The 23707-nt window shown below is 70.6% G+C and carries 23 protein-coding genes; 11 read left to right on the top strand and 12 right to left on the bottom strand.

The features are described 5' to 3' along the window. Positions 1 to 83: 83 nt before the first annotated feature. The 4 genes from ACX28W_RS34610 to xylB form a co-directional block, all read right to left on the bottom strand. Positions 84 to 1097, bottom strand: coding sequence for an acetamidase/formamidase family protein (locus ACX28W_RS34610; protein WP_459003962.1), 1014 nt, complete (start codon positions 1095 to 1097; stop codon positions 84 to 86). Beyond that, a complete protein-coding gene (locus tag ACX28W_RS34615) occupies positions 1094 to 1225 on the bottom strand; it encodes a hypothetical protein (RefSeq protein ID WP_459003963.1) in 132 nt (43 codons plus the stop codon). The genes ACX28W_RS34610 and ACX28W_RS34615 overlap by 4 nt, the downstream gene beginning before the upstream one ends. Before the next feature lie 207 nt (positions 1226 to 1432). Continuing rightward, positions 1433 to 2641: an ROK family protein gene (locus ACX28W_RS34620; protein WP_459003964.1), complete on the bottom strand. Its 1209-nt coding sequence runs from the start codon at positions 2639 to 2641 to the stop codon at positions 1433 to 1435. 55 nt (positions 2642 to 2696) lie between these two features. Further along, positions 2697 to 4142, bottom strand: a complete 1446-nt coding sequence (gene xylB / locus ACX28W_RS34625) for a xylulokinase (RefSeq protein WP_459003965.1) — start codon at positions 4140 to 4142, stop codon at positions 2697 to 2699. 164 nt (positions 4143 to 4306) lie between these two features. On the opposite strand from xylB, the gene xylA reads away from it, so the two are divergent. Continuing rightward, on the top strand, positions 4307 to 5473 hold the full coding sequence (gene xylA, locus ACX28W_RS34630; protein ID WP_459003966.1) for a xylose isomerase: 1167 nt from the start codon (positions 4307 to 4309) through the stop codon (positions 5471 to 5473). Positions 5474 to 5931: 458 nt separating this feature from the next. Then, on the top strand, positions 5932 to 6552 hold the full coding sequence (locus ACX28W_RS34635) for a hypothetical protein (RefSeq protein WP_459003967.1): 621 nt from the start codon (positions 5932 to 5934) through the stop codon (positions 6550 to 6552). 66 nt (positions 6553 to 6618) lie between these two features. Here ACX28W_RS34635 and ACX28W_RS34640 read toward each other — a convergent pair whose 3' ends face one another. The 3 genes from ACX28W_RS34640 to ACX28W_RS34650 form a co-directional block, all read right to left on the bottom strand. Continuing rightward, positions 6619 to 7962, bottom strand: coding sequence for an esterase-like activity of phytase family protein (locus ACX28W_RS34640; protein WP_459003968.1), 1344 nt, complete (start codon positions 7960 to 7962; stop codon positions 6619 to 6621). Positions 7963 to 8050: 88 nt separating this feature from the next. After that, complete coding sequence (locus ACX28W_RS34645; RefSeq protein ID WP_459003969.1) at positions 8051 to 9331, bottom strand: SWIM zinc finger family protein; 1281 nt, start codon at positions 9329 to 9331, stop codon at positions 8051 to 8053. Continuing rightward, positions 9328 to 12180 (bottom strand): DEAD/DEAH box helicase, encoded by a 2853-nt coding sequence (locus ACX28W_RS34650; protein WP_459003970.1) that lies wholly within the window; start codon positions 12178 to 12180, stop codon positions 9328 to 9330. The genes ACX28W_RS34645 and ACX28W_RS34650 overlap by 4 nt, the downstream gene beginning before the upstream one ends. A 248-nt stretch (positions 12181 to 12428) precedes the next feature. On the opposite strand from ACX28W_RS34650, the gene ACX28W_RS34655 reads away from it, so the two are divergent. Together ACX28W_RS34655 and ACX28W_RS34660 are read left to right on the top strand one after the other, a co-directional pair. Beyond that, the gene (locus ACX28W_RS34655) at positions 12429 to 13484 is read left to right on the top strand and encodes a fatty acid desaturase family protein (RefSeq protein ID WP_459003971.1); all 1056 of its coding nucleotides are present in this window, start codon (positions 12429 to 12431) and stop codon (positions 13482 to 13484) included. Between the two features lie 129 nt (positions 13485 to 13613). Continuing rightward, positions 13614 to 13796: a hypothetical protein gene (locus ACX28W_RS34660; protein WP_362086837.1), complete on the top strand. Its 183-nt coding sequence runs from the start codon at positions 13614 to 13616 to the stop codon at positions 13794 to 13796. A gap of 231 nt (positions 13797 to 14027) precedes the next feature. Here the strand turns inward: ACX28W_RS34660 and ACX28W_RS34665 are convergent, their stop codons facing one another. The 3 genes from ACX28W_RS34665 to ACX28W_RS34675 all read right to left on the bottom strand — a co-directional run bounded on the left by ACX28W_RS34665 (position 14028) and on the right by ACX28W_RS34675 (position 15983). After that, the gene (locus ACX28W_RS34665; protein ID WP_459003972.1) at positions 14028 to 14870 is read right to left on the bottom strand and encodes a hypothetical protein; all 843 of its coding nucleotides are present in this window, start codon (positions 14868 to 14870) and stop codon (positions 14028 to 14030) included. Positions 14871 to 15005: 135 nt separating this feature from the next. Next, entirely contained in the window at positions 15006 to 15290 is a 285-nt protein-coding gene (locus ACX28W_RS34670; protein ID WP_459003973.1) for a hypothetical protein, read from the bottom strand. Between the two features lie 159 nt (positions 15291 to 15449). After that, positions 15450 to 15983 carry a PadR family transcriptional regulator gene (locus ACX28W_RS34675; protein WP_459003974.1) on the bottom strand — a complete coding sequence of 178 codons (534 nt, stop codon included), beginning with the start codon at positions 15981 to 15983 and terminating at the stop codon, positions 15450 to 15452. Between the two features lie 119 nt (positions 15984 to 16102). Here ACX28W_RS34675 and ACX28W_RS34680 point away from each other — a divergent pair, with 119 nt between their 5' ends. Further along, positions 16103 to 16861: an alpha/beta fold hydrolase gene (locus ACX28W_RS34680; RefSeq protein WP_459003975.1), complete on the top strand. Its 759-nt coding sequence runs from the start codon at positions 16103 to 16105 to the stop codon at positions 16859 to 16861. Positions 16862 to 16871: 10 nt separating this feature from the next. On the opposite strand, the gene ACX28W_RS34685 is transcribed toward ACX28W_RS34680, so the two are convergent. Next, positions 16872 to 17480 (bottom strand): class I SAM-dependent methyltransferase, encoded by a 609-nt coding sequence (locus tag ACX28W_RS34685; protein ID WP_459003976.1) that lies wholly within the window; start codon positions 17478 to 17480, stop codon positions 16872 to 16874. A 144-nt stretch (positions 17481 to 17624) separates the two neighbouring features. Between ACX28W_RS34685 and ACX28W_RS34690 the strand changes: the two genes are divergently transcribed. The 5 genes from ACX28W_RS34690 to ACX28W_RS34710 all read left to right on the top strand — a co-directional run bounded on the left by ACX28W_RS34690 (position 17625) and on the right by ACX28W_RS34710 (position 22625). After that, the gene (locus ACX28W_RS34690; RefSeq protein WP_459003977.1) at positions 17625 to 18398 is read left to right on the top strand and encodes an MHYT domain-containing protein; all 774 of its coding nucleotides are present in this window, start codon (positions 17625 to 17627) and stop codon (positions 18396 to 18398) included. 64 nt (positions 18399 to 18462) lie between these two features. Next, positions 18463 to 20997, top strand: coding sequence for a sensor histidine kinase (locus tag ACX28W_RS34695; protein ID WP_459003978.1), 2535 nt, complete (start codon positions 18463 to 18465; stop codon positions 20995 to 20997). After that, positions 20994 to 21431 carry a roadblock/LC7 domain-containing protein gene (locus tag ACX28W_RS34700; RefSeq protein ID WP_459003979.1) on the top strand — a complete coding sequence of 146 codons (438 nt, stop codon included), beginning with the start codon at positions 20994 to 20996 and terminating at the stop codon, positions 21429 to 21431. The genes ACX28W_RS34695 and ACX28W_RS34700 overlap by 4 nt, the downstream gene beginning before the upstream one ends. Before the next feature lie 19 nt (positions 21432 to 21450). Further along, complete coding sequence (locus tag ACX28W_RS34705) at positions 21451 to 21846, top strand: DUF742 domain-containing protein (protein WP_362086864.1); 396 nt, start codon at positions 21451 to 21453, stop codon at positions 21844 to 21846. A gap of 173 nt (positions 21847 to 22019) precedes the next feature. Beyond that, complete coding sequence (locus tag ACX28W_RS34710; protein ID WP_362086867.1) at positions 22020 to 22625, top strand: GTP-binding protein; 606 nt, start codon at positions 22020 to 22022, stop codon at positions 22623 to 22625. Between the two features lie 18 nt (positions 22626 to 22643). Here ACX28W_RS34710 and ACX28W_RS34715 read toward each other — a convergent pair whose 3' ends face one another. After that, positions 22644 to 23072, bottom strand: a complete 429-nt coding sequence (locus ACX28W_RS34715; protein ID WP_459003980.1) for a PPOX class F420-dependent oxidoreductase — start codon at positions 23070 to 23072, stop codon at positions 22644 to 22646. 93 nt (positions 23073 to 23165) lie between these two features. Between ACX28W_RS34715 and ACX28W_RS34720 the strand changes: the two genes are divergently transcribed. Beyond that, the gene (locus ACX28W_RS34720; RefSeq protein ID WP_459003981.1) at positions 23166 to 23579 is read left to right on the top strand and encodes a roadblock/LC7 domain-containing protein; all 414 of its coding nucleotides are present in this window, start codon (positions 23166 to 23168) and stop codon (positions 23577 to 23579) included. Positions 23580 to 23707 lie beyond the last annotated feature (128 nt).

Raw genomic sequence — 23707 nt, forward strand, 5'->3', positions numbered from 1 at the left:
TGGGTTGAGAGTGGGTTGACGGTTGATGTTCCGGACTTGGCGGGGGCGGAACGTGCCGGACCGGGAGTCGGAGCGTCGCCTTCTCAGCGGCGGAGTGCCGCGGCTGTCTCGCGCAGCCGTGCGTGCAGACCGCGATGTGTCTCGCGCGGGGGCAGCCATTCCTTGCGGAGCTTGGCGACGCAGGTGTAGTTGGTGTCGCAGACGTTGGCGAGCGGCGACTCGACCGTCTGGGTCGCGAACTGGTAGGCGTCCAGTTCGCTGAACCCGTAGTCGCGCACCAACCACTGCACCAGATCGAGTTGGGATATACGGAACGCGTCCTCCAACGGGCGTGCCGAGCCGGTCGAGATGATGTGCGTGTCGGACTCGATGCGAGGCCAAGGTGTGGCGACCCCCTTGAGCAGCTCGACGATCACCACCGTGTTCATCGCGCACTCGACGGCCACTCCACAGGTCTCGCCCTCACCCTGCCGCGCATGTCCGTCACCGAGGCTCAGCAGGGCCCCCTCGACATTCACTCCGAGGAAACAGGTGACGCCGGCCCGCATCTCCGGAGTGTCCATGTTCCCGCCGTGCGCGTCCGGCACCAGCGCGGAGCGCACCTCCAGATTCGCCGGCGCCACACCCACGGTGCCGTGCATCGGATCCATGGGCAGTTCGACCTGGATATCACTGTCCCGCGCGTGGAACAGGGCCGTGCGCCGCTCCCGGTCGAGCTGCCAGATCCACACCGTCTCCGGCAGCGGCGGCTGGAGCGTGGCCGTGGTGTGTGTGGAGGTGAGCGCGCCGAACAGCGGGACCGTCGTCGACGCCGCCCAGTCGCGGGCCGGCTCGATCGACACGAAGTGCACCGCGACCGTATCGCCCGGCTCCGCGCCCTCCACGTGGAAGGGGCCCGTCTGCGGATTGAGGAACGGGAACTCGCACACCTCGGACACCAGGTCCTTCTCGGAGCGCACCCGCCCGGCGAAGCAGTCCTCCGTGTACAGATCGAGGACCGTGCCCGGCGCGATGCGCGCCACGGGCGGCACGCCGCCGAACGTCCAGGCGTACTCGCCCGGCTCGGGGCGCACGGTCAGGATCCGGGGGTCACTCATGGTTGCACGGCTCCGCTCTGCCGAAGGTCGGGGTATGAGGTCTCGTCGAGGTGGACACGGGCGGTCGCGGCTATGCGCCCGGGGTGGCGGCGCATCAGGACGATCAGTACCACGATCTCGGCCATCATCCAGACTCCCCACCCCACCATGTGAACCCCCGATCCGCCCGGATCCCAGCCGTCGGTCGACGGCTGCGCCTCGCGTGAATTACGGTACGACGCTTGCCGGTTGGGCAGGAGAAGCAGGGCGTGCGTTGGTGGACAAACCGAGGACTGTGGACAACTCGGTCACCCGTGAGGGCGAGAGAGCGCCCCGAATGCCGTGCCGACGGTCCGCTACGACCGCCCCGCGACCGCCGACGGATCGTCGAGCACCGCACGCACCACCGAGTGCGCCGCACCCAACAGCGGCCCCTCCGGCCCCAGCTTCGAGACGGACACGGTGCAGGCAGGACCGGCCGTACGCCGCGCCAACTCGCTTTCCAGCGACGGAAGCAGCCACGGCGAGAGGCCAGACAGTGCTCCACCCAGTACGACGGCCTGCGGGTCGAGCAGATTGACCGCCCCGGTCAGTGCGATGCCGAGCGCGGTTCCGGCGTCGCGCAGGGCACGTCGTACCTCCGCGTCACCCTCGGCGGCGCGCTCGGCCAGCAGTCCGACGCGGTCCTCGCCCGGCTCCAGACCGGCCCTGCGCAGGACGGCCTCCTCGCCCGCGTACTGCTCGAGGCATCCGCGTCCGCCGCACGGGCACTCCGGCCCCTCCGGACGTACCGGCACATGCCCCAACTCGCCCGCGAAACCGCGCGTTCCGCGCAGCAGCCGCCCGTCCACGAGCACCGCCGCACCGATGCCGATCTCCGCCGACACATGCAGGAAGTCGGGCGGCGTCGCATCGCCGAGCCAGAGTTCCGCGAGGCCGCCGAAGTTCGCCTCGTTGTCCACGGTCAGGGGAAGCTCTCCGGGGAGCAGCGCGCCGAGGTCCGTGTCGTGCCAGTCGAGGTTGGGGGCGCGGACCACGGTCCGGGCGTCGCGTGCCACCAGACCGGGCACGGCGATCGCGAGGCCCGCCGGCCAGAGCCCTTCACGCTCGGCCTCGGCGATGACCTGACGCACCAGCGTGGTCAGCTCCTCGATTACCGGCCCCGGCGGCCGACCGCGGTTCGTGCCGTGTCGCACCGCCCGCCCCCGCACCGCACCGCGCAGATCGACGGCGCACACGGCGAGATGGTCGACGCCCACCTCCGCGCCGATACCGGCGGGACCGCGCCCGCTGACGGCGAGTGCCGAGCCCGGCCGTCCCACCCGGCCGGGCCGCTCGGGGCCCAGCTCTTCGAGGAGCCCCGAGCGGATCAGCTCGTCCACCAGCGTCGAGATGGCCGCTCGCGTCAGACCTATGCGTGAGGCGACGGCGGCACGCGACAGCGGTCCCTCCGCGTTCACGGTGTGCATGACGCGGGAGAGGTTGCGGCGGCGCATGCCCTGTTGGGTGTCGGGCAGCCGACGGCCGGAACCGGTCGGATGGGCCTCGTGCAGCGGTGCGGTCATGCCTCCGTCAGTCCTCGTCCGGCCGGTCCCCTCGGGGCTGTCCCGTCAGCGCCGGTCAGTTCCTCTTCGGCTCCCGCTCCAGCAGCGGGGCTGCGTCGGAGAGTACCCCGGTGATCCTCGCGAGCGTCTCCTCGTCCCGGTCCACGGCGTCGAGCACGGGCCCGCGGGCCGTGTCCCAGCGACGCGCGACCGCGGCCGGGTCCTCGCCGGTCAGCAGGCCCGCGGCCTGCGCGGCGGCGCCCAGCGCGACGAGTTCTTTGGCCTCGGGCACCTGAACCGGACGCCCCGACAGTCGACGTACGGTCTGCTGCCAGGCCGTTCCCCGGGCGCCGCCGCCGATCAGCAGCAGCGGAGCGGAGCGGTCGGCGTCCACGTCGAGCACCAGATCGAGGGCGCCCAGCAGTGAGTGAACCGCGCCGTCGTACGCCGCCTGCAGCAACTGCCCGCCCGTCGTGTCGTGCCTCAGACCATGCAGCAGCCCGGAGGCGTGCGGCAGGTCCGGGGTGCGCTCGCCGTCCAGGTAGGGGAGCAGGGTCACGCCCGTGCCGGGTTCGACGGCCTCTCGGTCCAGGCCCAGCAGCGCTGCGACGCGGTCGACGGCGAGCGTGCAGTTCAGCGTGCAGGCCAACGGAAGCCAGTCGCCGCGCGCGTCGGCGAAGCCCGCCACGGTGCCGGTCGGGTCGGCGGGGCGTCGCGTCGAGACGGCGTACACCGTGCCGGAGGTGCCGAGGCTCAGCACCGCGGTGCCGGGGCGCAGCCCTAGGCCGAGGGCGGCGGCCGCGTTGTCGCCGGTGCCGGCGGCGACCAGCGTGCCCTTGGAGAAGGGCAGCTCATCGCGGGCGTGCACGGTGCCGGCCACCTCGCCGGGCCGGACGACACGGGGGAGCAGGGCCGGGTCGAGGCCGACGTGGGCGAGGATCTCGTCGTCGTAGCGCTCGGTCCCGGATGCCCACCAGCCGGTGCCGGAGGCATCGCCGCGGTCGGTCGTGCCCTCTCCCGTGAGGCGTTCGGTGAGGTAGTCGTGGGGTAGCCGAACGGCAGCGGTGGCGCGGACGGCGTCCGGTTCGTTCTCGGCCAGCCAAGCCCACTTTGTGACCGTGAAGGACGTGCCCGGCACAAGACCGGTCCGCTCGGCCCAGACCTTCGGGCCGCCCAGCTCCTTGCCCAGCCGACGCGCCTGCGGCGCCGAGCGCACGTCGTTCCACAGCAGGGCCGGGCGTACGGGGTTGCCCTGGGCGTCGAGTGTGACGAGCCCGTGCTGCTGACCGCCGATCGACACGGCCGCGGCCTCGTGGGCCGCGTCCCCGCACTGGTGCAGCGCCTCGCGGAGCGCGTCCCACCACTGCCGCGGGTCGCTCTCGCGGCCCGCCCCCGTGGAGACGGTATGCGGGGCCTGCCCGCTTGCCACCACCCGTCCGGTCGATGCGTCGACGACCAGGGCCTTGGTGGACTGGGTGGATGTGTCCACCCCGACGACGAGCGGACCCTCGGCTGCTGACATCGGGCTCTCCCTCTTCCGCGGCTCCGCGGGATCTGTCCTGGTTGGGGGGCTCCCCGGACCGGCACGGCCCAGGTTTCGTACTTCGTCTCTTCCCAGAGACGCCTTCGCATACTAATTTGTAAAGCGCCATGACGAAATAGTCGGAGCTAGCAAGGAGCCGCGGCATGAACTACCAGCCCACCCCCGAGGACAGGTTCACCTTCGGCCTGTGGACCGTCGGCTGGCAGGGAAGGGACCCGTTCGGCGACGCCACCCGGCCCGCCCTGGACCCGGTCGAGTCGGTGCAGCGCCTGGCCGAGCTCGGCGCCTACGGCGTGACCTTCCACGACGACGACCTGATCCCCTTCGGGTCCTCGGACAGCGAGCGTGAGTCGCACATCAAGCGATTCCGCCAGGCCCTGGACGCGACCGGCATGCGGGTGCCGATGGCCACCACCAACCTCTTCACGCACCCCGTCTTCAAGGACGGCGCGTTCACCGCGAACGACCGGGACGTGCGCCGCTACGCGCTGCGCAAGACGATCCGCAACATCGACCTCGCGGTCGAGCTGGGCGCGCAGACGTACGTGGCCTGGGGCGGCCGTGAAGGCGCCGAGTCCGGCGCCGCCAAGGACGTACGTGTCGCCCTCGACCGCATGAAGGAGGCCTTCGACCTCCTCGGCGAGTACGTGACCTCCCAGGGCTACGACCTGAAGTTCGCGATCGAGCCGAAGCCGAACGAGCCGCGCGGCGACATCCTGCTGCCCACCGTCGGCCACGCGCTCGCCTTCATCGAGCGGCTGGAGCGCCCCGAGCTGTACGGCGTCAACCCCGAGGTCGGTCACGAGCAGATGGCCGGGCTGAACTTCCCGCACGGCATCGCGCAGGCCCTGTGGGCGGGCAAGCTCTTCCACATCGACCTCAACGGCCAGTCCGGCATCAAGTACGACCAGGACCTGCGCTTCGGGGCCGGCGATCTGCGCTCCGCGTTCTGGCTGGTCGACCTCCTGGAGACCGCCGGGTACGCGGGGCCGAAGCACTTCGACTTCAAGCCTCCGCGGACCGAGGACTTCGACGGGGTGTGGGCCTCGGCGGCAGGATGCATGCGCAACTATCTGATCCTGCGTGAGCGGGCGACGGCCTTCCGCGCCGACCCGGAGGTGCTGGAGGCACTGCGCGCGTCCCGGCTCGACGAGCTGGCGCAGCCCACCGCGGCGGACGGCCTGAAGGGGCTGCTCGCGGACCGTGCAGCCTTCGAGGAGTTCGACGCGGAGGCGGCCGCCGCGCGCGGGATGGCCTTCGAGCGTCTGGACCAGCTCGCCATGGACCACCTGCTCGGCGCGCGCGGCTGATCGTGGCCGCTAAGAGGCGTGCGGCTCGTTTCCTGCTGGGTTCGGGCCCACGTCTCTTGCCGTAGATCTCTGGGATCTCTGCGATCTCTATCTGGAATTTTCCGGAATCGTGCGATCCATGGCATGAGTCCGTATCAACTTCCGCACAGGGGTCGCCTCATGACCGGTTCGAGGCGACTCTTGACGGTATGGCCACGCCGCCCTTACCGCCCTTGCCGCCCCGGCCGCCGGGAAACACGCCGCCGCCAGACGGCGGTGGCTTCGGCCCGCCGCCCGGAGGCTACGGTCCTCCTTCGGGAGGCTATGGCCCCCCTCCCGGTGGTTACGATCCCCCGTCGTGGGGCGGCGATTGGCCGCCCGGGCAGGGTGGTGGTGGCGGGCAGCCACCGCAGCCGCCCCCGTCGCCGGGCGGCCCTGGGGGCCATCGTGGAGGACGGCGCCGCAACCGCCTGTTCCTCGTGCTTGCCGTGATCGTGGCCCTCGGAGTCGTCGTCGCGGTGGTTCTGATGGCACGCGGCAGCAGCGACACGCCCGAAAAGAAGGCGCCCACCGAGAGTGGCGGTCAGGGCACGCCTGGTACGCCCGCCCCATCGCTGAGCATCCCGTCCGAGCTGCCCACCGAACTACCCTCATCCTTCCCCTCGGAGTTGCCCTCGGAGCTGCCGAGCGGCTTTCCCAGCAGCCTGCCGAGCGATTTGGAGTCGCTCATTCCGACCCTGGCGAACGACGAAGTGCCGTACTACATGCTGAAGACGGGCGATTGTTTCAACACCAGTGCCGGTCGGCCCGGGCAGGTGGCCAAGCGGTCGTGCGGCGCGCCGCACGACGCCGAAGTCGTGAAGGTTGCGGAACTCAACGGCGGTTACACGACGGACGCCGCTCTCAGGACTGCCGCGTCGGCTCTGTGCAAAGCGCCCCTCGAGCGCAAGGCCGCCCACCAGTCCGCGGGCACCGTGCGCGGCACCCTGGTGCAGTACCCGGATCCCGGCGGCTACGAGACAGGCATCGACAAAGTCGCCTGCAGCCTGGCCGCGGACATCGGCGATGGCACCCACGAGCTCACCCAGCCCCTGACGTGACCGGCACGCGCGCGTGGCCGCCGTTCGCAGCTCACGCACGCGTGCCGTACGAAAAGGGCTCCGAAGTCAGATGCCGCGCGGCAGCCGCACGTACGTGACCGTCGTCTCGATACCGCTGTCCACCAGCCGGCCCTGTGCGTCGAACGCGCCCGTCCCGTCGGTCATCCCGAAGTCGTTGTCGTTGATGAGGGCGAGCGTGTCGTGGTCCACGCGCGCGATGCCCTCGATCTTGCCCGGCACCCCCGCGACCGTCCCCAGGTCCACGACCAGGCGCTTGCCCAGCACCGGGACGCCGGAGGCCGCCGGATCGTCGAGCTGTTCCAGGGAGGGAGACGTCGTGTCGGTGTCCCACGGGCCGCCGAGTATGTCCGCGCTCCGTGTGAGCTTCACCAGGTGCACCCGGGCCGCTTTGTCCGTGCGTTCCTCCACGAGCAGCCGGTCACGGCCGACGGCCACCACGGAGGAGATCTTCAGTTCGGACGTGTCGTCCTCGCTCGGGTCGACCACGTTCACCGGGTCGAACCGGTAGGCGTACTCGGCGGTGACGGCCCGCTTCTTCGGCGAGAAGCGCAGCAGCCGCGTCGTGCGCGAGGCATCTCCTGCGTCGCCGTCCGGCAGGGAGAGCGGGCTCTGAACGGCCAACACCAGTTCGCCACCCGGCAGTTGGGCGAGCCCTTCGAAGCCGCGATTGATCTTCCGGTGCAGCAGGACGGCGGGCAGCGCCTCGACCACGGGGTAGTCCGCCCCGGTCAGGTTCAGCCCCTTGGGCACATAACGCGTGAGGACCTTCCCGCGCGCGGAGACATGGATCAGCGAGGGCCCGTACTCGTCGACGAGCCAGAAACTGCCGTCCGCGGACCGCACGATGCCCTCGGTGTCCACACCGTTCGGGTTGTACGTGAGCGGGGTCTGCGCGTCATAGGAGTACGGCGCCTCGTCGCGCCCCGCCTGGTTGGACAGCCCGGTGACCGGCTTCCCGGCGGACGTGGTGATGGGGATCGCGTCCAGTACCTTCACCGTGTCACCGGACACCCGGATCTTCACGATCGCCGGGTCGAAGCCTGGCACCGGAAACGTACGGCGCTTGGTGCCGTCCACCTTGATCTGCCCGTTGGGCCCCCGGTCGGTGACCGTCCAGAACTCGCCCTTGCGCTCGGCCGGGTAGATGTCGCTGCCGATCCCACCGAGGTCCACGCCTCGGTCGTCGGCCACCGTGCCGGACAGCAGGGTGTTGCTGAACGTGCCCAGAGGGATGTCTCCGAGTGTCGCGGTGCGCGTCACCCGCGGCAGCGACGGGTCGCCCTGTGCGTTCGCGTCGCCGACCGCCCCGAAGGCGGCCAGCATCGCGAGCGGTACGCCCGCGGCGACGGATCGATGGATGCGGCGCCTGCCGAGGGCGTGCGGGGACATCGGGCCTCCTGGGCTACAAGTTCATTGACAGCGGTCAGAGTCAGCCCCTGCGTCGAACGTCGCCCGACCTCAAGGTGAACCTGAGGCGTCAGCCATTGAGGTCGCCGCTCGGGTCTCCCTCCGCTGTAGCGAGAGCCGTGGCCGGATCCCCGACCGCCGGTCCCGCGGGCGTCCAACGGCCCCGTTCCTTGCGGTACGGCCACCATTGGCCGTCCCGCCCCAGACGCAGCTGGGTCGGCTTGTCGACCGCGGTCCAGCGGTTGCGGGCGGCGCGCAGTCGCGGCCGCTCGTCCTCCTCCCAGGCCGACTTCAGGGCGGCACGCGCGCGTGCCAGTGCTTCGGCCTGCACGGTCCACTCGTCCTCGAGGACGGACAGCGCGACCGCACCCCCGTGGTGCCAGGCGCGCACGGCGAGCGCCAGTTCCTGCCGGTCGCGCCCGGACCCGTCGGCGAGCCGCTCGGCTATCGCACGCTCCGGACCCGCCGCCGCAAGCCGGACCGCGTCCTGTGCGAGCGTCAACTCCGCCTCCACCGTGTGCTGTCCATGACCGGGCTGGAGTGCCCCGGCGAGCAGCCGGTACGCCGCTGTCGCAGCCGCGGCGGCCAGGAACTCCACGGCGGACGGGTCGACGCCGGGCGCGGGCGCGGCCTCGGTGTCAAGGGAGGGCGGCAGGCCGGGGCCCGCGGGCAGTGCCGGAAGGGAGGGCAGGGGCGGCAGGATGTCTCCGACCGCGTACGCCTCGGCGGCATCCACGCCTTCCTGAGGGGGTTCCGGCGCTCCCAGCGAGTCCTGCGCGGTCGCGGTGCTGCGCAGGTGCAGCTCGTCCAGCAGCGCGCGCTCGGCTCGCCCGCGCATCAGCAGCAGGGCGAACGGATCCTGGTCCAGCAGCCGAGCCATCTGATAACAGAGCGCGGCGGTGTGCCCGCAGTGGTCCCAGGCCCCGCAGTCGCACTCGGCTTCCAAGTCCCCAAGACCCGGCAGTAGTTCGACACCCGCAGCCGCCGCGTCCTCGACCAGATGCGGCGGCATCTCGCGGTCGAGCAACGCCGCGACGTGCCCGGCCCGCTCGACGGCCATGTCCAAGAAGCGGTCCCACTGCTCCTCGGACAGCTCCTGAAGCAGTACGTCCGCACGGTGCGCGGTGCGGTCGCGGTTCTGGACGACTGCCGTGATGCGCCCCGGACGCACCGACACGGCTCCGACCGCCCCCGCGCGCGCGAGTCGGCGTCCCGTCCGCACCTGTTCCGAGTCCAGCGCCGCGTCCTCCAGCGCCTTCAACCAAGCCTGGCCCCACCACGTCCGCGCGAAGCCCCGACCGTGCGCGGGCGGCAGCGCCGCGAACGTGTACTCCTCGTTCCGATTCGTCATCGTGCGCTCCCTCGCAGCTCCACCAGGTCGGCCAGTTCGGCATCGGTCAGCTCCGTGAGCGCCGCCTCACCGGCGCCGAGGACCGCGTCGGCCAACTGCTGCTTGCGCCGCAGCATCTCCGCGATGCGGTCCTCGATGGTTCCCTCGGCGATCAGCCGGTGCACCTGCACGGGCCGGCTCTGCCCGATGCGATACGCGCGGTCCGTGGCCTGCGCCTCGACCGCGGGGTTCCACCAGCGGTCGTAGTGCACGACATGCTCGGCCCGCGTCAGGTTCAGCCCCGTGCCCGCGGCCTTCAACGACAACAAGAAGACGGGCATTTCGCCCTCCTGGAAGCGCTCCACCATCGCCTCGCGCTCGCTGACGGGCGTCCCTCCGTGCAGGAACTGCGTCGACACGCCGCGCGCCGCCAGGTGGCGCTCGATGAGGCGCGCCATCCGCACGTACTGGGTGAAAACCAGAACGCTCGCTCCCTCGGAGAGGATGGTGTCGAGCAGTTCGTCCAGCAGTTCCAGCTTCCCGGACCTGCCCGGGATCTTCGGCTGGTCCTCCTTGAGGAACTGTGCCGGGTGGTTGCAGATCTGCTTCAGCCCGGTGAGCAGCTTCACGATCAGGCCGCGCCGCGCCATGCTGTCCGCGCCCGAGATCTCCGCGAGGGTCTCGCGCACCATCGCCTCGTACAGACCCGTCTGCTCCTTGGTGAGCGACACGGCTCGGTCGGTCTCGGTCTTCGGCGGCAGTTCGGGTGCGATCCCGGGATCCGACTTGCGGCGCCGCAGCAGGAACGGTCGCACCAGCCGGGTGAGCCGCTCGGCCGCCGCGGGATCCTGACCACCCTCGACGGCCTGCGCATACCGCGTCCGGAAGGCGCCGAGACTCCCGAGCAGGCCCGGCGTCGTCCAGTCGAGGATCGCCCACAGTTCCGAGAGGCTGTTCTCCACCGGGGTGCCGGTGAGCGCCACGCGCGCGCGTGCACCGACGGTGCGTAGGGCTCGTGCCGTCGCCGAGTAGGGGTTCTTCACATGCTGGGCCTCGTCCGCGACGACCAAGCCCCACGGCACTTCGCCGAGCCGCGGCGCGTCGAGCCGCATCGTGCCGTACGTGGTGAGCACGAACTCCCCGTCCGCCAGGCCCCCCAGACTGCGCCGACTGCCATGGAAACGGCGCACCGGCGTGCCGGGCGCGAACTTCTCGATCTCCCGCTGCCAGTTGCCCATCAAAGAGGCCGGACAGACCACGAGCGTGGGACCCGCGGCCGACTCATCGGTCTGTCGGTGCAGATGCAGGGCGATCAGAGTGATCGTTTTGCCCAGTCCCATGTCGTCGGCCAGACAGCCGCCCAGTCCCAAGGAGGTCATCCGGGCCAGCCAGTCGAGGCCACGCACCTGGTAGTCCCGCAGCGTCGCGGTGAGCGCGGCGGGCTGCCCGACCGGCTCCTGTCCCTCCGGGTCCGCGAGGCGCTCCCGCAGCGTCGCCAGCCACCCCGTGGGCTGTACGTCGACCCGGCGGCCGTCGACCTCCGTGGAGCCCGTCAGGGCGGCGCTCAGCGCGTCGATGGGCGTGACCTTGCGGTCCTGTTGCGCCCTGGCGCGGCGCACCTCCTGCGCGTCGACGAGGACCCATTGGTCGCGCAGCCGCACCATGGGGCGGTTCGCCTCGGCGAGTTGGTCCAGCTCCTGGCGCGTGAGCTGCTGATCGCCCAGCGCGAACCGCCAGTTGAAGGACAGCAGCGCGTCCGCCGACAGGAACGACGGCGTGTCCGACGCGACCTTGTCCGGCCCCCGCTCGCCGTCCGGCGGGCCGATGACGGCCCGGGCGGTCACCTTGCGCGCCAACTCCTTCGGCCAGTGCACGTCGACGCCGGCGGACGCCAGCTGGCGGGCGCCTTCGCCGAGGAGTTCGGTGACCTCCTCGTCGGCGAGTTCGACGGCATCCGGCACCGTCGCCGAGAGCAGCGGCGTGAGCGGGGGCCAGACGCGGGCCGCGCGGCGCAGGGCCAGCAGAACGTCCATCCGCGCGCGCGGGCCGAAGGCGGCCGAACCGGCCCAAACGGCGGAGGCATCCGCGACAAGACCCGGATCGCTCACGCTGTGCACCTGCAGCACCCCGCGAAACGGCAGCCGCGTCTCATCCGGCAGGACCGACGCCAGCCCCGGCACCTCGACGCGCAGCGAGATCCGTACGCCCGTGTCGTGCCCCGCGGCGACATCGGCGGCCCAGGCACGCTGCTCGGGCACATACTGCGGTTCCTGCGCCGCGAAGGCCGGACCTGCCGCGGCGAGCGAGGCGGCGGGGGAGCGGGGCAACGCGTCGGCGACCGCGTCGAGGAAGGCGCGCAGCAGTCGCTCCGGCTCGGGCATGCGCAGCGGTTCCGCGCCGTCCACCGGTACCGCGTGTGCCTCGGGCGGCATCGCGGCGGCGAACTCGCGGATCCGCTCCAGGTCGTCGGCGCGCAGCGGACCCGCCCGCCAGGCGTCGTGGTCGCCGGCGGTCAGTCCCGGCAGCAGCAGTCCACGCGCGGCGAGTTGGAGGGCGAGCACGGCGGCCGCGCCCCAGAAAGCGGTCGCCCGGTGCGCCTGCGCGGCGCCGCGCGCGCGTGTGAGGACCGGCAGAGCGGCGCGCACAGGGAGGAGGACGGCAGGCACGGTCACGAGCACGACACCGTCGCCTGCGGGCAGGACCACGGTCAGGTCCTCGACGGAACCGGACGCCACCGTGGGAGGGACATCGCCGTCGGGCTGCCAGAAGGCGACACTGCCGGTGCGAGACGGATCTGCCGGTACGAACACGGCACAGCAGCGGGCCAGTTCGGAGATCTCGGCGGGCGTTGCCGCAGGAATTCTCTGCACGACGATGGCGCATTCCTCAAATTTGACTACCGGCGGTCGGGGTGGTCGAGGGTACAGCACTCCGCGGGACTGGCAGGGATGCCCGTGCCGTGAGGTGAATCACCTCGATTCAGGGGTGTACGTAGCCCCCCTTGAGGGGCGGGGAGTGCCTCAGTGCGCACACGGGTGGTGGCGTCATGGTCGCCGAGGGTCACTGATTCGTACGTTTCATCGGGTCAGCCCGTTCCTTGAGAGACCGGAGACCCGCCATGCCCCAGACCACCGCAGCCGTCGCGGAACACCCGCCAGGGACGATCGTGGGGCAGACCCCCGGAAGCGAGTTCGCACCTCTCCTGCGCACCGTCAGGAGTCAGGGTCTACTGGACCGGCGCCGCGGCTGGTACGCGCTCGCGATCAGCATGAACGCGCTGGCCCTGGCCGCTGTCGTGACGGGCGTCGTCCTGATCGGCAACTCCTGGTGGGCCCTGCTCCTCGCCCCCCTGCTCGCCGTGTTCTCGGCCCGGACGGCCTTCATAGGCCACGATGCCGGCCACTCCCAGATCACCGGCACCAAGGCGATCGGCCGCGTGATCGGCCTGATCCACGGCAACCTGCTCCTGGGAATGAGCTACGCCTGGTGGAACGACAAGCACAACCGCCACCACGCCAATCCGAACCACATCGACAAGGATCCCGACGTCGTCGCCGACGTCCTGGTCTTCACCGGCGAGCAGGCCAGGGACCGGGTCGGCTTCCGGCGCTGGCTCACCCGCAACCAGGCCTGGCTGTTCTTCCCGCTCACCCTCCTGGAAGGCGTGGCGCTGAAGTTCCACGGCTTCCAGGACCTGCGTCGGCAGGCGCCCCGAGAGCGGGTGGTGGAGGCCCTGCTTTTGGTGGCCCACGTCGTTGCGTACGCGACTTTGCTGCTCACCTCCCTGTCTCCCGGCAGGGCCCTCGCCTTCGCCGCGGTGCACCAAGCACTGTTCGGCCTGCACCTGGGCATGGCCTTCGCACCGAACCACAAGGGCATGGAGATGCCCGACCCGGACGGCGAGCGTTGGGGGCATCTGCACCGCCAGGTGCTCACGTCGCGCAACATTCGCGGTGCCGTGCTCACCGACTGGTTCCTCGGCGGCCTCAACTACCAGATCGAGCACCATTTGTTCCCGAGCATGCCCCGACCCCATCTGAAACTGGCCCAGCCCTTGGTGCGCGCACACTGCCAAGAATTGGGTATCCCCTACGCGGAAACCGGGCTCGTCGACTCCTACCGGCAGGCCCTGCGCCACATGTACGAGGTCGGCGAGCCCCTCAGGGCCGAGTAGCCACGATGGCTCTCAGGGGTAAGTAGGGGGCGCGTCTCAGGGATGACTCAGGGTCGCGCTCCGGAACCGTGCGGAGCGCGGACCCGTTTTCAGGACAGAGAGCGGCAGCAGCCGCGAAGGAGGCGACACATGTCGAAGAATGCGAAGATCGCCGCAGGAGGTGTGGCGGTCGGCCTCGTCCTGTTGTACTGGCTGCCCTGGTGGGCCGCCTTCCTGATTGTGCTGGGAGTCCCGGCGGCCGCGTATCTGGCGCTGGACCCCTCGCAGCGGCGCAGGCTGCGCCGCGTCACCCGCAAGGAAATAGGCCGCTGAGGCGTAGCCGAGCCGGTGCGTCTCCGATCGGCGTACAGGAGACGGCCACATCGCCGTTCGCGGGCCTGCCGACGGTACGGTCCGCGGGCGGCTGCCGCGCCCCGCGGAAATCCTCTGCGCGGCGGAGCGCCGGTCCGCAACGACGACCGGCAACAGACGCCCTCCTCATCGACCCGTACGCGAGCCTCTGACAGTGGCCCGAGCCACCGGTAGCCGGCGTGGCGCGGTCGCTCAGCTGGGGCGTACGGCCATCTTGTCGAGGGCCTCCAGGAGGCCTGGCAGTGCGGGTCCCCGGCCGACGGGCAGGACCTCTCCGGGTTCCTCGTCGAGGAGGACGAACGCAATGTCGTCTGTCCGGGCGACCATGGACCAGCCGGGGCCGTCTGCGCGCAGGGTCCGAGCGTCGCCCGTGGCGAAGGACGAGCGGACCCGGCCGAGCGGCGGTGGCGTGTCCACGTAGGACTGAGCCTCCGCGAGCACCCGGCGGACACCGATCAGGGGCTCGTCGCCGCTCCCGGTGTCGTCCTGAGGGGCGTCCTCGGCCTGAACCTTGTCATCCGACCTGACGAAGTCTGCGTTGTCGATCTGCTCCCGCCAGGTCGCCCACTGCAGTGCGATCTCGTCGGCACCGAGGCGCCGTTGGGCCGGTCCCCAGGTGGTGGTGTCCGGAGGGCTGAGCGGGGGCCGCTCCATGAGCTCGGGTCCGGGGTCGTGCGGGGCCGGCACCCCGGGAGCGGCGACGGCGACCGCCAAGGGCCAGCCGGGCAGCGCGGAGACGACCGAGCGCTCGTCGGGCGACAGCTCGTGCTCCATGCCGCAGTCCCAGGAGGCGATGGCGACGGCGACCAGCGAGACGTCGTCGACGACGACCGTCCACCGAGCACCGTCGCCGTCCTGGCCGAGCACGAGACCGTACCCGTCGGCCAGGGGCGCCAGGTCGAGCGCCGCGCAGGCCTCCGGGTAGTCGTCTCCCAGCACGCTGGGGAACTTCGCGGGCGTCAGCAGCACCGCCGTCAGCACATACAGTGCGTCGTCGTCCCCGGTGGCGACGGCGTCATCGTCCGTCCCGGCCATCCCAGCCTCCCCATCGCTACGTTCGTCGGCGCACCTTAATGCGACCGGAAGGCGCTTGTCACGAGCCCCAAGCGCACGCGGAGCCGTAGTTGTCGGGCTGGACAGGGACGAAACGACCACCACGGCCCACCGGGGTCAGGCGGCGGGCAGTCCGAGCAGCGTCCGCGCCACCGTCCGGGGCGACTCGTCGCGCTCTCGCGCCAGGGCGATGACGGCACGGCAGGCCAACTCGTTCACCCCGAACGACAACGCCTCCGGCGACACCCAGGCCGCGGCCTCGTCGATCTGCTCCTGATCGTCCTCCGCGCACGCCGACACATACGCCGCAGCCGCCTCGAACAGGTTGTGCGCACGTTTCTCCGGGCGTTGCTTCGCGGTCCGCTGCGCCTCGAACCGCTCGGCTGTTCTCTGGAGCCACATTTTGCGGAGTCTGCCGAACATGCCGGACATTGGGCCACCTTCCCCCTGCGCGGTTGCCATCGCTGACCGTTCATCTGTTCCTACTCAACGTAGAGTTGAAGCTGCGGCGGTAGAAGAGGGACCGCGCGGTGAAGCCTTGCGAGCGAGTCGAACGCGGTCTCACCGGCCGCTCCCGTCGAGTGAGTCGATGGTGTCCCGCAGCCAGGACAGTTCGGCTCGGCTTGTGGCCCGCGCGATGGTGAGGATGCCGCGCCGGAAGGGATCGTCCAACTCCTCGGCGCGCAGCGGCCGGTCACCTTCGTAGAAGAAGCTCGCGGGTTCCTCGAGGAAGGCGAGCCGGCGGCGCAGTACCGCGGCCTGCGCTGCCGGATCATCCAGGTGTCTGAGGAAGGCGAGCACCGTGAACCAGCGGTTCTCGTCGGTGATGTCGCGCTGCGCAGGCTCCGTGAGCCGGCGGAGCAACTCGCGCCTGCCTTCCTCGGTGAGTGAGAGGACATGGCGAGGGGCGGCCACGGAGCCGGGCTGCGTCTCCCGCGCCAGCAGGTCCGCCTTCTCCAGCCGCTTGATCGCGGGATACAGCGTGCTCTCGGCGACGGGCTTCACATGCCCGGCCAGTGCGGTGATGCGCTTGCGCAGCTCATAGCCGTGCAGAGGCGAGTCGTACAGGAAACCGAGGATGGCCAGTTCCAACATGCTTCGCATTCTGCCGCATGCCGCTGTACATCACTTCCTCTATACCTCCTTTCCTCTATACCTCGTTGTCGATGTATCCTGGCATGAGAGGCGATGAAGTGACACGAAGGGGGAGCGCCATGAAGCAGGCCGAGTTCGACGAAGAGGGAAGCTGCATCCGCTGGACGGAGGCGGCGGGTGCCGAACCCGCGCGGGTATTTGTGCATGGCTTGGGGTCGGTGTCGACGGTCTACCACGCCCACATCGCGGCCCGGCCCGAACTGGTCGGCCGCCGCACCTTGTTCGTCGACCTGCCCGGTCACGGCATCAGCGACCGGCCCGAGAATTTCGGCTACTCCCTGGAGGAGCACGCCGACGCACTGGCGGCCGCGCTGGACGAGGCCGAGGTCACGGGGGCGGAGCTCGTCGCGCACAGCATGGGAGGCGCCGTCGCCATCGTGCTCGCCCACCGGCGGCCCGACCTCGTGTCCAGGCTGGTCCTCACGGAAGCGAATCTCGACCCGCACCCTCCGGTCACGGCGGGAAGCGGCGGCATCGCCTCGTACGAGGAGGAGGACTACGTCGAAAACGGCGGCCACGCGCGCGTGCTCGACAAGGTCGGCCCCTCCTGGGCGGCCACCATGCGACTCGCCGATCCACGCGCGCTGCACCGCACCGCGACCGGACTCGCACGCGGCACGTACCCGACGATGCGCCACATGCTCGAGGAGCTGACGATGGACCGCGTGTACCTCCAGGGGGAGCTGAGCGGGGAGCCCGCAGGCAGAGAGGGGCTGGAGGCCGCCGGGGTGCGGATGGTGATCGTGCCCGGTGCGGGCCACAACGTCATGTTCGACAACCCCGATGCCTTCGCGGCCGAGGTCGCGGGCGAGGTCTGAGGCCTCGGCTTCAGTCTCGGCGTAGGGCCAGCGCCAGGAAGCGGGCGTCCTCGTCGACGTACGACGTCATGTCCCAACCGGAACCGGCCAGCAGGGGACCGAGGCTGGCCTCTGCGCGCAGATCGTCCGGCGTGATCCGGCGGCCCTGACGTGCCGCGAGCGCAGCTCGGCCGATCGGATGGAACAGCGCCAGCGTGCCACCGGGCCGCACCACCCGTGCCAACTCCCGCAGATTCGCGGCGGGGTGGGGCAGATGTGCGATCAGGCCCGCTCCGAAGACGGCGTTCAGTGACTCCGTGCGGAGCGGCAGCCGGGTGACGTCGGCGAGCAGCAACTGCCCGTCGCGGTTCCGGCCGGCCCGTACAGCGGCCTCCAGCATGGCCGGGGTCAGATCGACCCCGATGACCACTCCGGAGAGCCCCACGGCTGCGCGCAGCGGCGGGAGGGCGCGCCCGGTGCCGCAGCCGGCGTCGAGCACGCGGTCGCCCTCGCGCAGGCCGAGTTCGGCGATCGCGGCCGCGTAGGCCGGGCCGTCGTCGGGGAACCGGGTGTCCCAGCCGGCCGCGCGCGCCGCGAAGAACTCCTGGACGTGTGTGTGGTCGTCGCTCATGTTCCGCATGATCCCTCACCGGACACGAAGTGCGACGCGGTGCACATGTTCGAGCGTGACGCGATCGTTCATGTACCTCTCTGTGTCATATTTCAACACCTTTCGAAATGCGCCCTCTTTGTGCGCCCCTGCCCGGACTAGCGTCCCTGAGCCATGGGACACCTGGACCACGCCGCCTTCGGCTGGCTGACACCCGTGCTGTCGTACGTGATGGCCTGTATAGGCGCCGCCCTGGGGCTGCGCTGCACCGTCCGCGCCCTCGGCGCCACAGGACGCTCGCGTCGCAACTGGCTCCTCACCGCCGCCTCTGCGATCGGCACCGGTATCTGGACGATGCACTTCGTGGCGATGCTCGGCTTCAGTGTCGGCGGTACGGAAATGCGCTACAACGTGCCGCTGACCATCCTCAGTCTGCTCGTCGCCATGGTCGTCGTCGGCGCGGGTGTCTTCGCCGTCGGCTACGGCCGCGACCGGGGCCGCGCGCTCGTCCTCGGGGGACTCACCACCGGGCTCGGCGTCGCGAGCATGCACTATCTGGGCATGGCCGCGCTGCGGCTGCACGGCGGCGTGCGATACGACCCGATGCTTGTCGGGCTCTCTGTCGTGATCGCCGTGGTCGCGGCGACCGCGGCCCTGTGGGCGGCACTCAACATCAAGTCACCTGTGGCGGTCGCCCTCGCCTCCCTCGTCATGGGAGGAGCCGTGAGCAGCATGCACTACACCGGAATGATGGCGGTGAGCGTGCGCGTCAGCCCCTCCGGCGAGGCCCTGCCCGGGGCCACGGCGATGCAGTTCATCTTCCCCCTCGCCGTCGGCCTCGGGTCCTATCTCTTCCTGACATCGGCGTTCGTCGCGCTGTCGCCGACAGCCGGCGAGCGCGAGGCATCCGCATCGGCCCAGCGGCCGGTCGAGAGCGTCGCTCGCTAGCGGCGGGCCGGGAGCCACGACGGCCCGGAAGGCACGCCCCCGATCCATTCCGAGCGAGGAGGCCATGCGTACACCCCGTAGGACCCCCAGAGTCGGCGCCGAGCCGCCGCCCCAGCCCCCCGTGCGCGGTCGCCGCGCACACGCGGGCCCGCCTGCCGACGAGCACGCCGACCCCGACGAGTACGCCACGGAGATGCCGCAGACTCCCACGCGCGCGGGACGATGGCGCATCCGCCCCCGCACCGTGCGGGCCAAGATCGTCTGCCTTCTGATGGTGCCGGTCGTCTCCCTGCTCGCCCTGTGGGCGTACGCCACGGTGACCACCGCCCAGGACGTCGCGCGGCTGCGGCAACTGCAGCGCGTGGACTCCACGGTCCGTGCCCCGGTCGACGCCGCCGTCGCCGCGCTGCAGACCGAACGTGCGGCAGCCGTCCGCTATGCGACCGACCCGGCCGCCGGGCAACAGAGCGACTTGAAGACGCTGGCGGAGCGCACCGACCGCGCGGTGGCGAAGCTGCGACTGGGCGACCGCAACAACACCGTTGCCGACGGCGCCGACCTGCCCGCCGGAGTGGCCGGGCGTCTGGGCGCCTTCGTCACCGGCGCCGAGCAACTACGGACCCTACGAACCGCTGTCCTGGACCGCCGCACCGGATGGGACGTGGCGTACGGGCAGTACACCAAGACCATTTCGACGGCCTTCGCGGTGGGCGGCGCGCTCACCGGCATCCAGGACGCCGATCTGGGCTCCGACGCGCGCGTGCTACTCGAATTCTCCCGGGCGGGGGAGGCACTCGCCCAGGAGGACGCGGTACTGGCCGGCGCCCGCCTCGCGCACACCCTCGACGGAGAGCGACTGCGGCTGTTCACCGGGGCGGTCAACACCCGGCGCACCCTGACCGACGCCGCCGCCGCGGACCTGCGCGGCCCCGAACGAGACGCCTGGCGCCACCTCGTGGAGGGGAATGCGTACGCCGACGTACGCGCTGTCGAGGACAAGGTGCTCGCGTCCCAGCCCGGCGCCAAGGCGATCGACGCCGCACCGGAAGCCGACTGGAGCACGGCCCACGCGCGTGTGCAGGACGAAATGCGCACGATCGAGGCGCAGGCGGGCCGCGGAGTCGCGGACCGGGCCGACCCGTTGACCCGCGGTCTGCTGACACCCGCCGGCGCCGCCGTGCTGCTCGGTCTCGCCGCCGTCGCCGCGTCGCTCGTCATCTCCGTACGCATTGGACGCGGCCTCGTCGTCGAGCTGGTGAGCCTGCGCAACAGCGCCCTCGAGATCGCCCGACGCAAACTCCCCGAAGCCATGCGCAAGCTGCGCGCGGGAGAGGAGATCGACGTCCGTGCCGAGGCCCCGCCCGGGCCGCCCTCGGAGGACGAGGCCGGACAGGTCGCAGAGGCCCTGGGCACCGTGCACCGGGCCGCCCTGCGCGCCGCCGTCGAACGCGCGGAGCTCGCCAGCGGAATCTCCGGGGTCTTCGTCAACCTCGCCCGACGCAGCCAGGTGCTCGTACACCGACAACTGAACCTGTTGGACAGCATGGAGCGCCGGTCCGAGGACCCGAACGAGCTGAGCGACCTCTTCCGGCTCGACCACCTCACCACCCGGATGCGGCGCCATGCGGAGAGTCTCATCATCCTCTCCGGCGCCGCACCCGGCCGGGCCTGGCGCATGCCTGTCTCCCTGACGAACGTGGTCCGCGCTGCCGTGTCCGAAGTCGAGGACTACGCGCGCGTGGAGGTACGACAGCTCCCCGAGGCGTCTGTCGTGGGTGCCGCGGTGGCCGACCTGACTCACCTCCTCGCCGAAATCGTCGAGAACGCCGCACAGTTCTCGCCGCCGCACACCCGCGTGCGGATCTCCGGCGAGCCGGTCGGCAACGGCTACGCCGTGGAGGTCGAGGACCGAGGGCTCGGCATGGGCAAGGAGACACTCGACGAGGCGAACCGGCGCATCGAACAGTCCGAGGCGCTCGACCTGTTCGACAGCGACCGGCTCGGCCTCTTCGTGGTCAGCAGGCTCGCGGCCCGGCACGGCATCAAGGTGCACTTGCGGACCTCGCCCTACGGCGGCACCACCGCGGTCGTCCTGCTGCCCACGGCGCTGCTGCACGGGGGTGCGGCGGAACGTTCCCCCCAGAGGAACGACAACGGCAGGCCCACGGAACGCGAGTACGCGCGCGTGTCGGCCGCCACGGAACAGGACTCCGTCCAGGCACCCACCGAGCGACCCGCACTGGTGCCTCCCCTGCACACCGCTGTCGAATCCTCAGCGAACGGCTCACCCGAACCCCCGCCACCTGGAGTCACCACCTTGCGGCTGCACCGGCCTGCGGACGACTCCGAAGAGTCCGACGACCTCCCACGGCGCGTGCGGCAGGCGAACCTCGCACCCCAACTGCGAGAACAGCGGCCCGAGGAGCCGGCACAAGCCGCGGGCCCCCAAGGCGACGACGAGCGCACCCCCGAACTCGTACGGGACCGTATGGCGGCCTACCGCGCCGGCTGGACACGCGGCGGCGGCAGAACACCCGGTCTCGGCGCCACCCCCGGTCCCGAGGCGGGCCGCGACAGCAGCGAAGGAGACCCCGCATGATCCAGGACCCGAGCACGAGGGCCGACCAGCGGTCCGGCGAACTCGACTGGCTGCTGGACGAATTGGTGCTGCGCGTCGCCGAAGTGCGGCACGCGGTGGTGCTGTCCAACGATGGACTCGCGGTGGGCGCGTCAACCGGCCTGAGGCGAGAGGACGCCGAACACCTGGCCGCCGTCGCCTCCGGCTTCCACAGCCTGGCCAAGGGTGCCGGTCGCCACTTCGGTGCCGGAGGCGTGCGCCAGACGATGGTGGAGATGGACGACGGCTTTCTGTTCGTGGCAGCCGCGGGCGATGGCTCGTGCCTTGCCGTCCTCACCGGCGTCACGGCCGACATCGGCCTGGTGGCGTACGAGATGGCACGGCTGGTCAAACGTGTCGGCGAGCACCTCTACGCGGCGCCGCGCGCAGCCGCGCAGCCGCCCGCCGCCGGATGACTGCGGGCGGTCGGTGCAGATGACCGAGGACATGCCGGGCAGCCAGTGGTACGACAGCGAGGCGGGACCGCTCGTCCGCCCCTACGCGATGACGGGCGGCCGCACCAAACCAGGCCCCACCGGAGTGCGCTTCGACCTGATCGCGCTGGTCACCCTCGACAAGGGCGCACCCGGAGTCGACGACGACACCTTGCTCGGGCCGGAACACCGGACCCTCATCGACCTGTGCCGTATAGAGACACAATCACTGGCCGAACTCGCCGCGGGCGCGGATCTGCCGGTGGGTGTGGTCAGAGTGCTGCTCGGCGACCTTCTGGAACTGGGCTGCGTCACCGTCAGCCTCCCGGTGCCGCCCGCGCAGTTGCCCGACGAGCGCATCCTCCGCGAGGTGATCGAGGGATTGAGGGCGCTCTAGATGAACCACGTCGGCTCGTCCTGCGCCTCGTCGTGGATATATCCAGGCATCGAACGGGCGCGAGTCGATCACAACGGTCAAATAGTAGTCCAATGCCTCGAACAGGAGCCGCAGTTGCCATGATGCTGACTCCGAGCATCCGCACCATTCCGTTCACCCGAGAGAAGTGATCGATGGTCTCCGAAAACTCCGACGCCGCGGATGGCGAGACGACCGCCCTGGCGTTGAAGATACTGGTCGCCGGCGGGTTCGGCGTGGGCAAGACCACCCTGGTGGGCGCGGTCAGCGAGATCAGGCCGCTGCGCACCGAGGAACTGCTGAGCGAGGCGGGCCAGACGGTGGACGACACCGACGGCGTGGATCAGAAGGTCACGACGACCGTCGCCATGGACTTCGGACGCATCACCATCCGGTCCGGGCTTTCCCTCTACCTCTTCGGCACGCCGGGCCAGGACCGGTTCTGGTTCCTGTGGGACGAGCTGTCGCAAGGCGCGCTCGGCGCCGTCGTCCTTGCGGACACCCGGCGTCTCGAGGACTGCTTCCCAGCGGTGGACTATTTCGAGCACCGGCACATCCCGTTCGTGGTGGCCGTCAACTGCTTCACGGGCGCCCGCGCCTACGGTGCCCAGGACGTGTCCCGCGCACTCGACCTCGACCAAGGGACACCCGTGGTCCTCTGCGACGCCCGTGACCGCGACTCCGGCAAGGAGGTGCTGATCCGGCTCGTGGAGTATGCCGGGCGGGTGCACACCGCCCGGCTGCTCGACTCCGTCGGCTGAGGCCGCCGAGACAGGGATCTAATCCGCCACCGCGGAGTAGGCCAGAACCTTCTCGATCCTTACGCGGACGAGAAGTTCGCCAGGAACCCCGTTGCGTTCCCCGAACTCCTCGGCGCGGTCCTCACCCATGTAGCGTGCGCCGATCCGAGCGGCCCAGTGACGCAACTCGTCAAGTCCCTCCGACAGTTCGGCCCGGCCCTCCAGTACCACGAAATCGAACGGCGGCCGGTCCTCGTCCACGCAGAGGGCGACTCGGCCGTCGCGGGCCAGATTCCGTCCCTTGACACTCTCCTTCGCGGTGTTGAAAACCACGTCGTCCCCGTCCACCAGAAACCAGATCGGCGTCACGTGCGGACGCCCGTCGGCCCGAACGGTCGACAACTTTCCGGTGCGGGTGCCGTGCGAGATGAAGGCCCGCCATTGCTCGTCGGTCATCTTCTGTGCCATGCCCCCATCCTCCTTGCCCGGGCGGCAGCTGTGGGGAAGGCTGGCTGGTCGAATCCTCCGGCCGGGGGGAGTGACGACACGGGGAGACGGACCATGGCGCAGAACACGGGACTCGGCTGGCTACTGGACGACCTCACCGAGCGCGTCGAACACGTCCGGCACGCCTTGGTGCTGTCCAACGACGGGCTGGTGACGGGCGTGAGCACAGGACTTCGGCGTGAGGACGCCGAACACCTCGCCGCGGTCTCGGCGGGTCTGCACAGTCTGGCCAAGGGCTCCGGACGCCACTTCGGCGCGGGCCAAGTGCGCCAGACGATGATCGAGTTCGACGACGCGGTGCTCTTCGTCACCGCGGCGGGCGCCGGCAGCTGTCTGTGCGTCCTCAGCGCCGCGGAAGCCGACATCGGCCAGGTCGCCTACGAGATGACTTTGCTCGTGAATCGAGTCGGCGAGCACCTCGGCGTGGACGCGCGGCAGCCCGATCGCACACCCACTGTAGATCTCTGACCTGCTGATATCTCGTCACGGTCGGAGTTATCCACAGGCTCGCCGCGAGATCCGCCGAACCGGCTACGGTTTTTCTCGAAGCAAGCGCATGCCAGCGCGAGCACCTCACTCCACGGGGGAGAGCCGCC

The organism is Streptomyces sp. SD15 (genome assembly GCF_054462255.1).

What these genes read in the sequence shown, in the direction of transcription:
- ACX28W_RS34670 (WP_459003973.1), bottom strand. Translation starts at nt 15,290, where the DNA reads ATGTGGCTCCAGAGAACAGCCGAGCGGTTCGAGGCGCAGCGGACCGCG.
- ACX28W_RS34705 (WP_362086864.1), top strand. Translation starts at nt 21,451, where the DNA reads ATGACCGAGGACATGCCGGGCAGCCAGTGGTACGACAGCGAGGCGGGA.
- ACX28W_RS34655 (WP_459003971.1), top strand. Translation starts at nt 12,429, where the DNA reads ATGCCCCAGACCACCGCAGCCGTCGCGGAACACCCGCCAGGGACGATC.
- ACX28W_RS34610 (WP_459003962.1), bottom strand. Translation starts at nt 1,097, where the DNA reads ATGAGTGACCCCCGGATCCTGACCGTGCGCCCCGAGCCGGGCGAGTAC.
- ACX28W_RS34665 (WP_459003972.1), bottom strand. Translation starts at nt 14,870, where the DNA reads ATGGCCGGGACGGACGATGACGCCGTCGCCACCGGGGACGACGACGCA.
- ACX28W_RS34685 (WP_459003976.1), bottom strand. Translation starts at nt 17,480, where the DNA reads ATGCGGAACATGAGCGACGACCACACACACGTCCAGGAGTTCTTCGCG.
- xylB (WP_459003965.1), bottom strand. Translation starts at nt 4,142, where the DNA reads ATGTCAGCAGCCGAGGGTCCGCTCGTCGTCGGGGTGGACACATCCACC.
- ACX28W_RS34695 (WP_459003978.1), top strand. Translation starts at nt 18,463, where the DNA reads ATGCGTACACCCCGTAGGACCCCCAGAGTCGGCGCCGAGCCGCCGCCC.
- ACX28W_RS34715 (WP_459003980.1), bottom strand. Translation starts at nt 23,072, where the DNA reads ATGGCACAGAAGATGACCGACGAGCAATGGCGGGCCTTCATCTCGCAC.
- ACX28W_RS34640 (WP_459003968.1), bottom strand. Translation starts at nt 7,962, where the DNA reads ATGTCCCCGCACGCCCTCGGCAGGCGCCGCATCCATCGATCCGTCGCC.
- ACX28W_RS34720 (WP_459003981.1), top strand. Translation starts at nt 23,166, where the DNA reads ATGGCGCAGAACACGGGACTCGGCTGGCTACTGGACGACCTCACCGAG.
- ACX28W_RS34675 (WP_459003974.1), bottom strand. Translation starts at nt 15,983, where the DNA reads ATGTTGGAACTGGCCATCCTCGGTTTCCTGTACGACTCGCCTCTGCAC.
- ACX28W_RS34620 (WP_459003964.1), bottom strand. Translation starts at nt 2,641, where the DNA reads ATGACCGCACCGCTGCACGAGGCCCATCCGACCGGTTCCGGCCGTCGG.
- xylA (WP_459003966.1), top strand. Translation starts at nt 4,307, where the DNA reads ATGAACTACCAGCCCACCCCCGAGGACAGGTTCACCTTCGGCCTGTGG.
- ACX28W_RS34645 (WP_459003969.1), bottom strand. Translation starts at nt 9,331, where the DNA reads ATGACGAATCGGAACGAGGAGTACACGTTCGCGGCGCTGCCGCCCGCG.
- ACX28W_RS34660 (WP_362086837.1), top strand. Translation starts at nt 13,614, where the DNA reads ATGTCGAAGAATGCGAAGATCGCCGCAGGAGGTGTGGCGGTCGGCCTC.
- ACX28W_RS34690 (WP_459003977.1), top strand. Translation starts at nt 17,625, where the DNA reads ATGGGACACCTGGACCACGCCGCCTTCGGCTGGCTGACACCCGTGCTG.
- ACX28W_RS34615 (WP_459003963.1), bottom strand. Translation starts at nt 1,225, where the DNA reads ATGATGGCCGAGATCGTGGTACTGATCGTCCTGATGCGCCGCCACCCC.
- ACX28W_RS34700 (WP_459003979.1), top strand. Translation starts at nt 20,994, where the DNA reads ATGATCCAGGACCCGAGCACGAGGGCCGACCAGCGGTCCGGCGAACTC.
- ACX28W_RS34710 (WP_362086867.1), top strand. Translation starts at nt 22,020, where the DNA reads ATGGTCTCCGAAAACTCCGACGCCGCGGATGGCGAGACGACCGCCCTG.
- ACX28W_RS34680 (WP_459003975.1), top strand. Translation starts at nt 16,103, where the DNA reads ATGAAGCAGGCCGAGTTCGACGAAGAGGGAAGCTGCATCCGCTGGACG.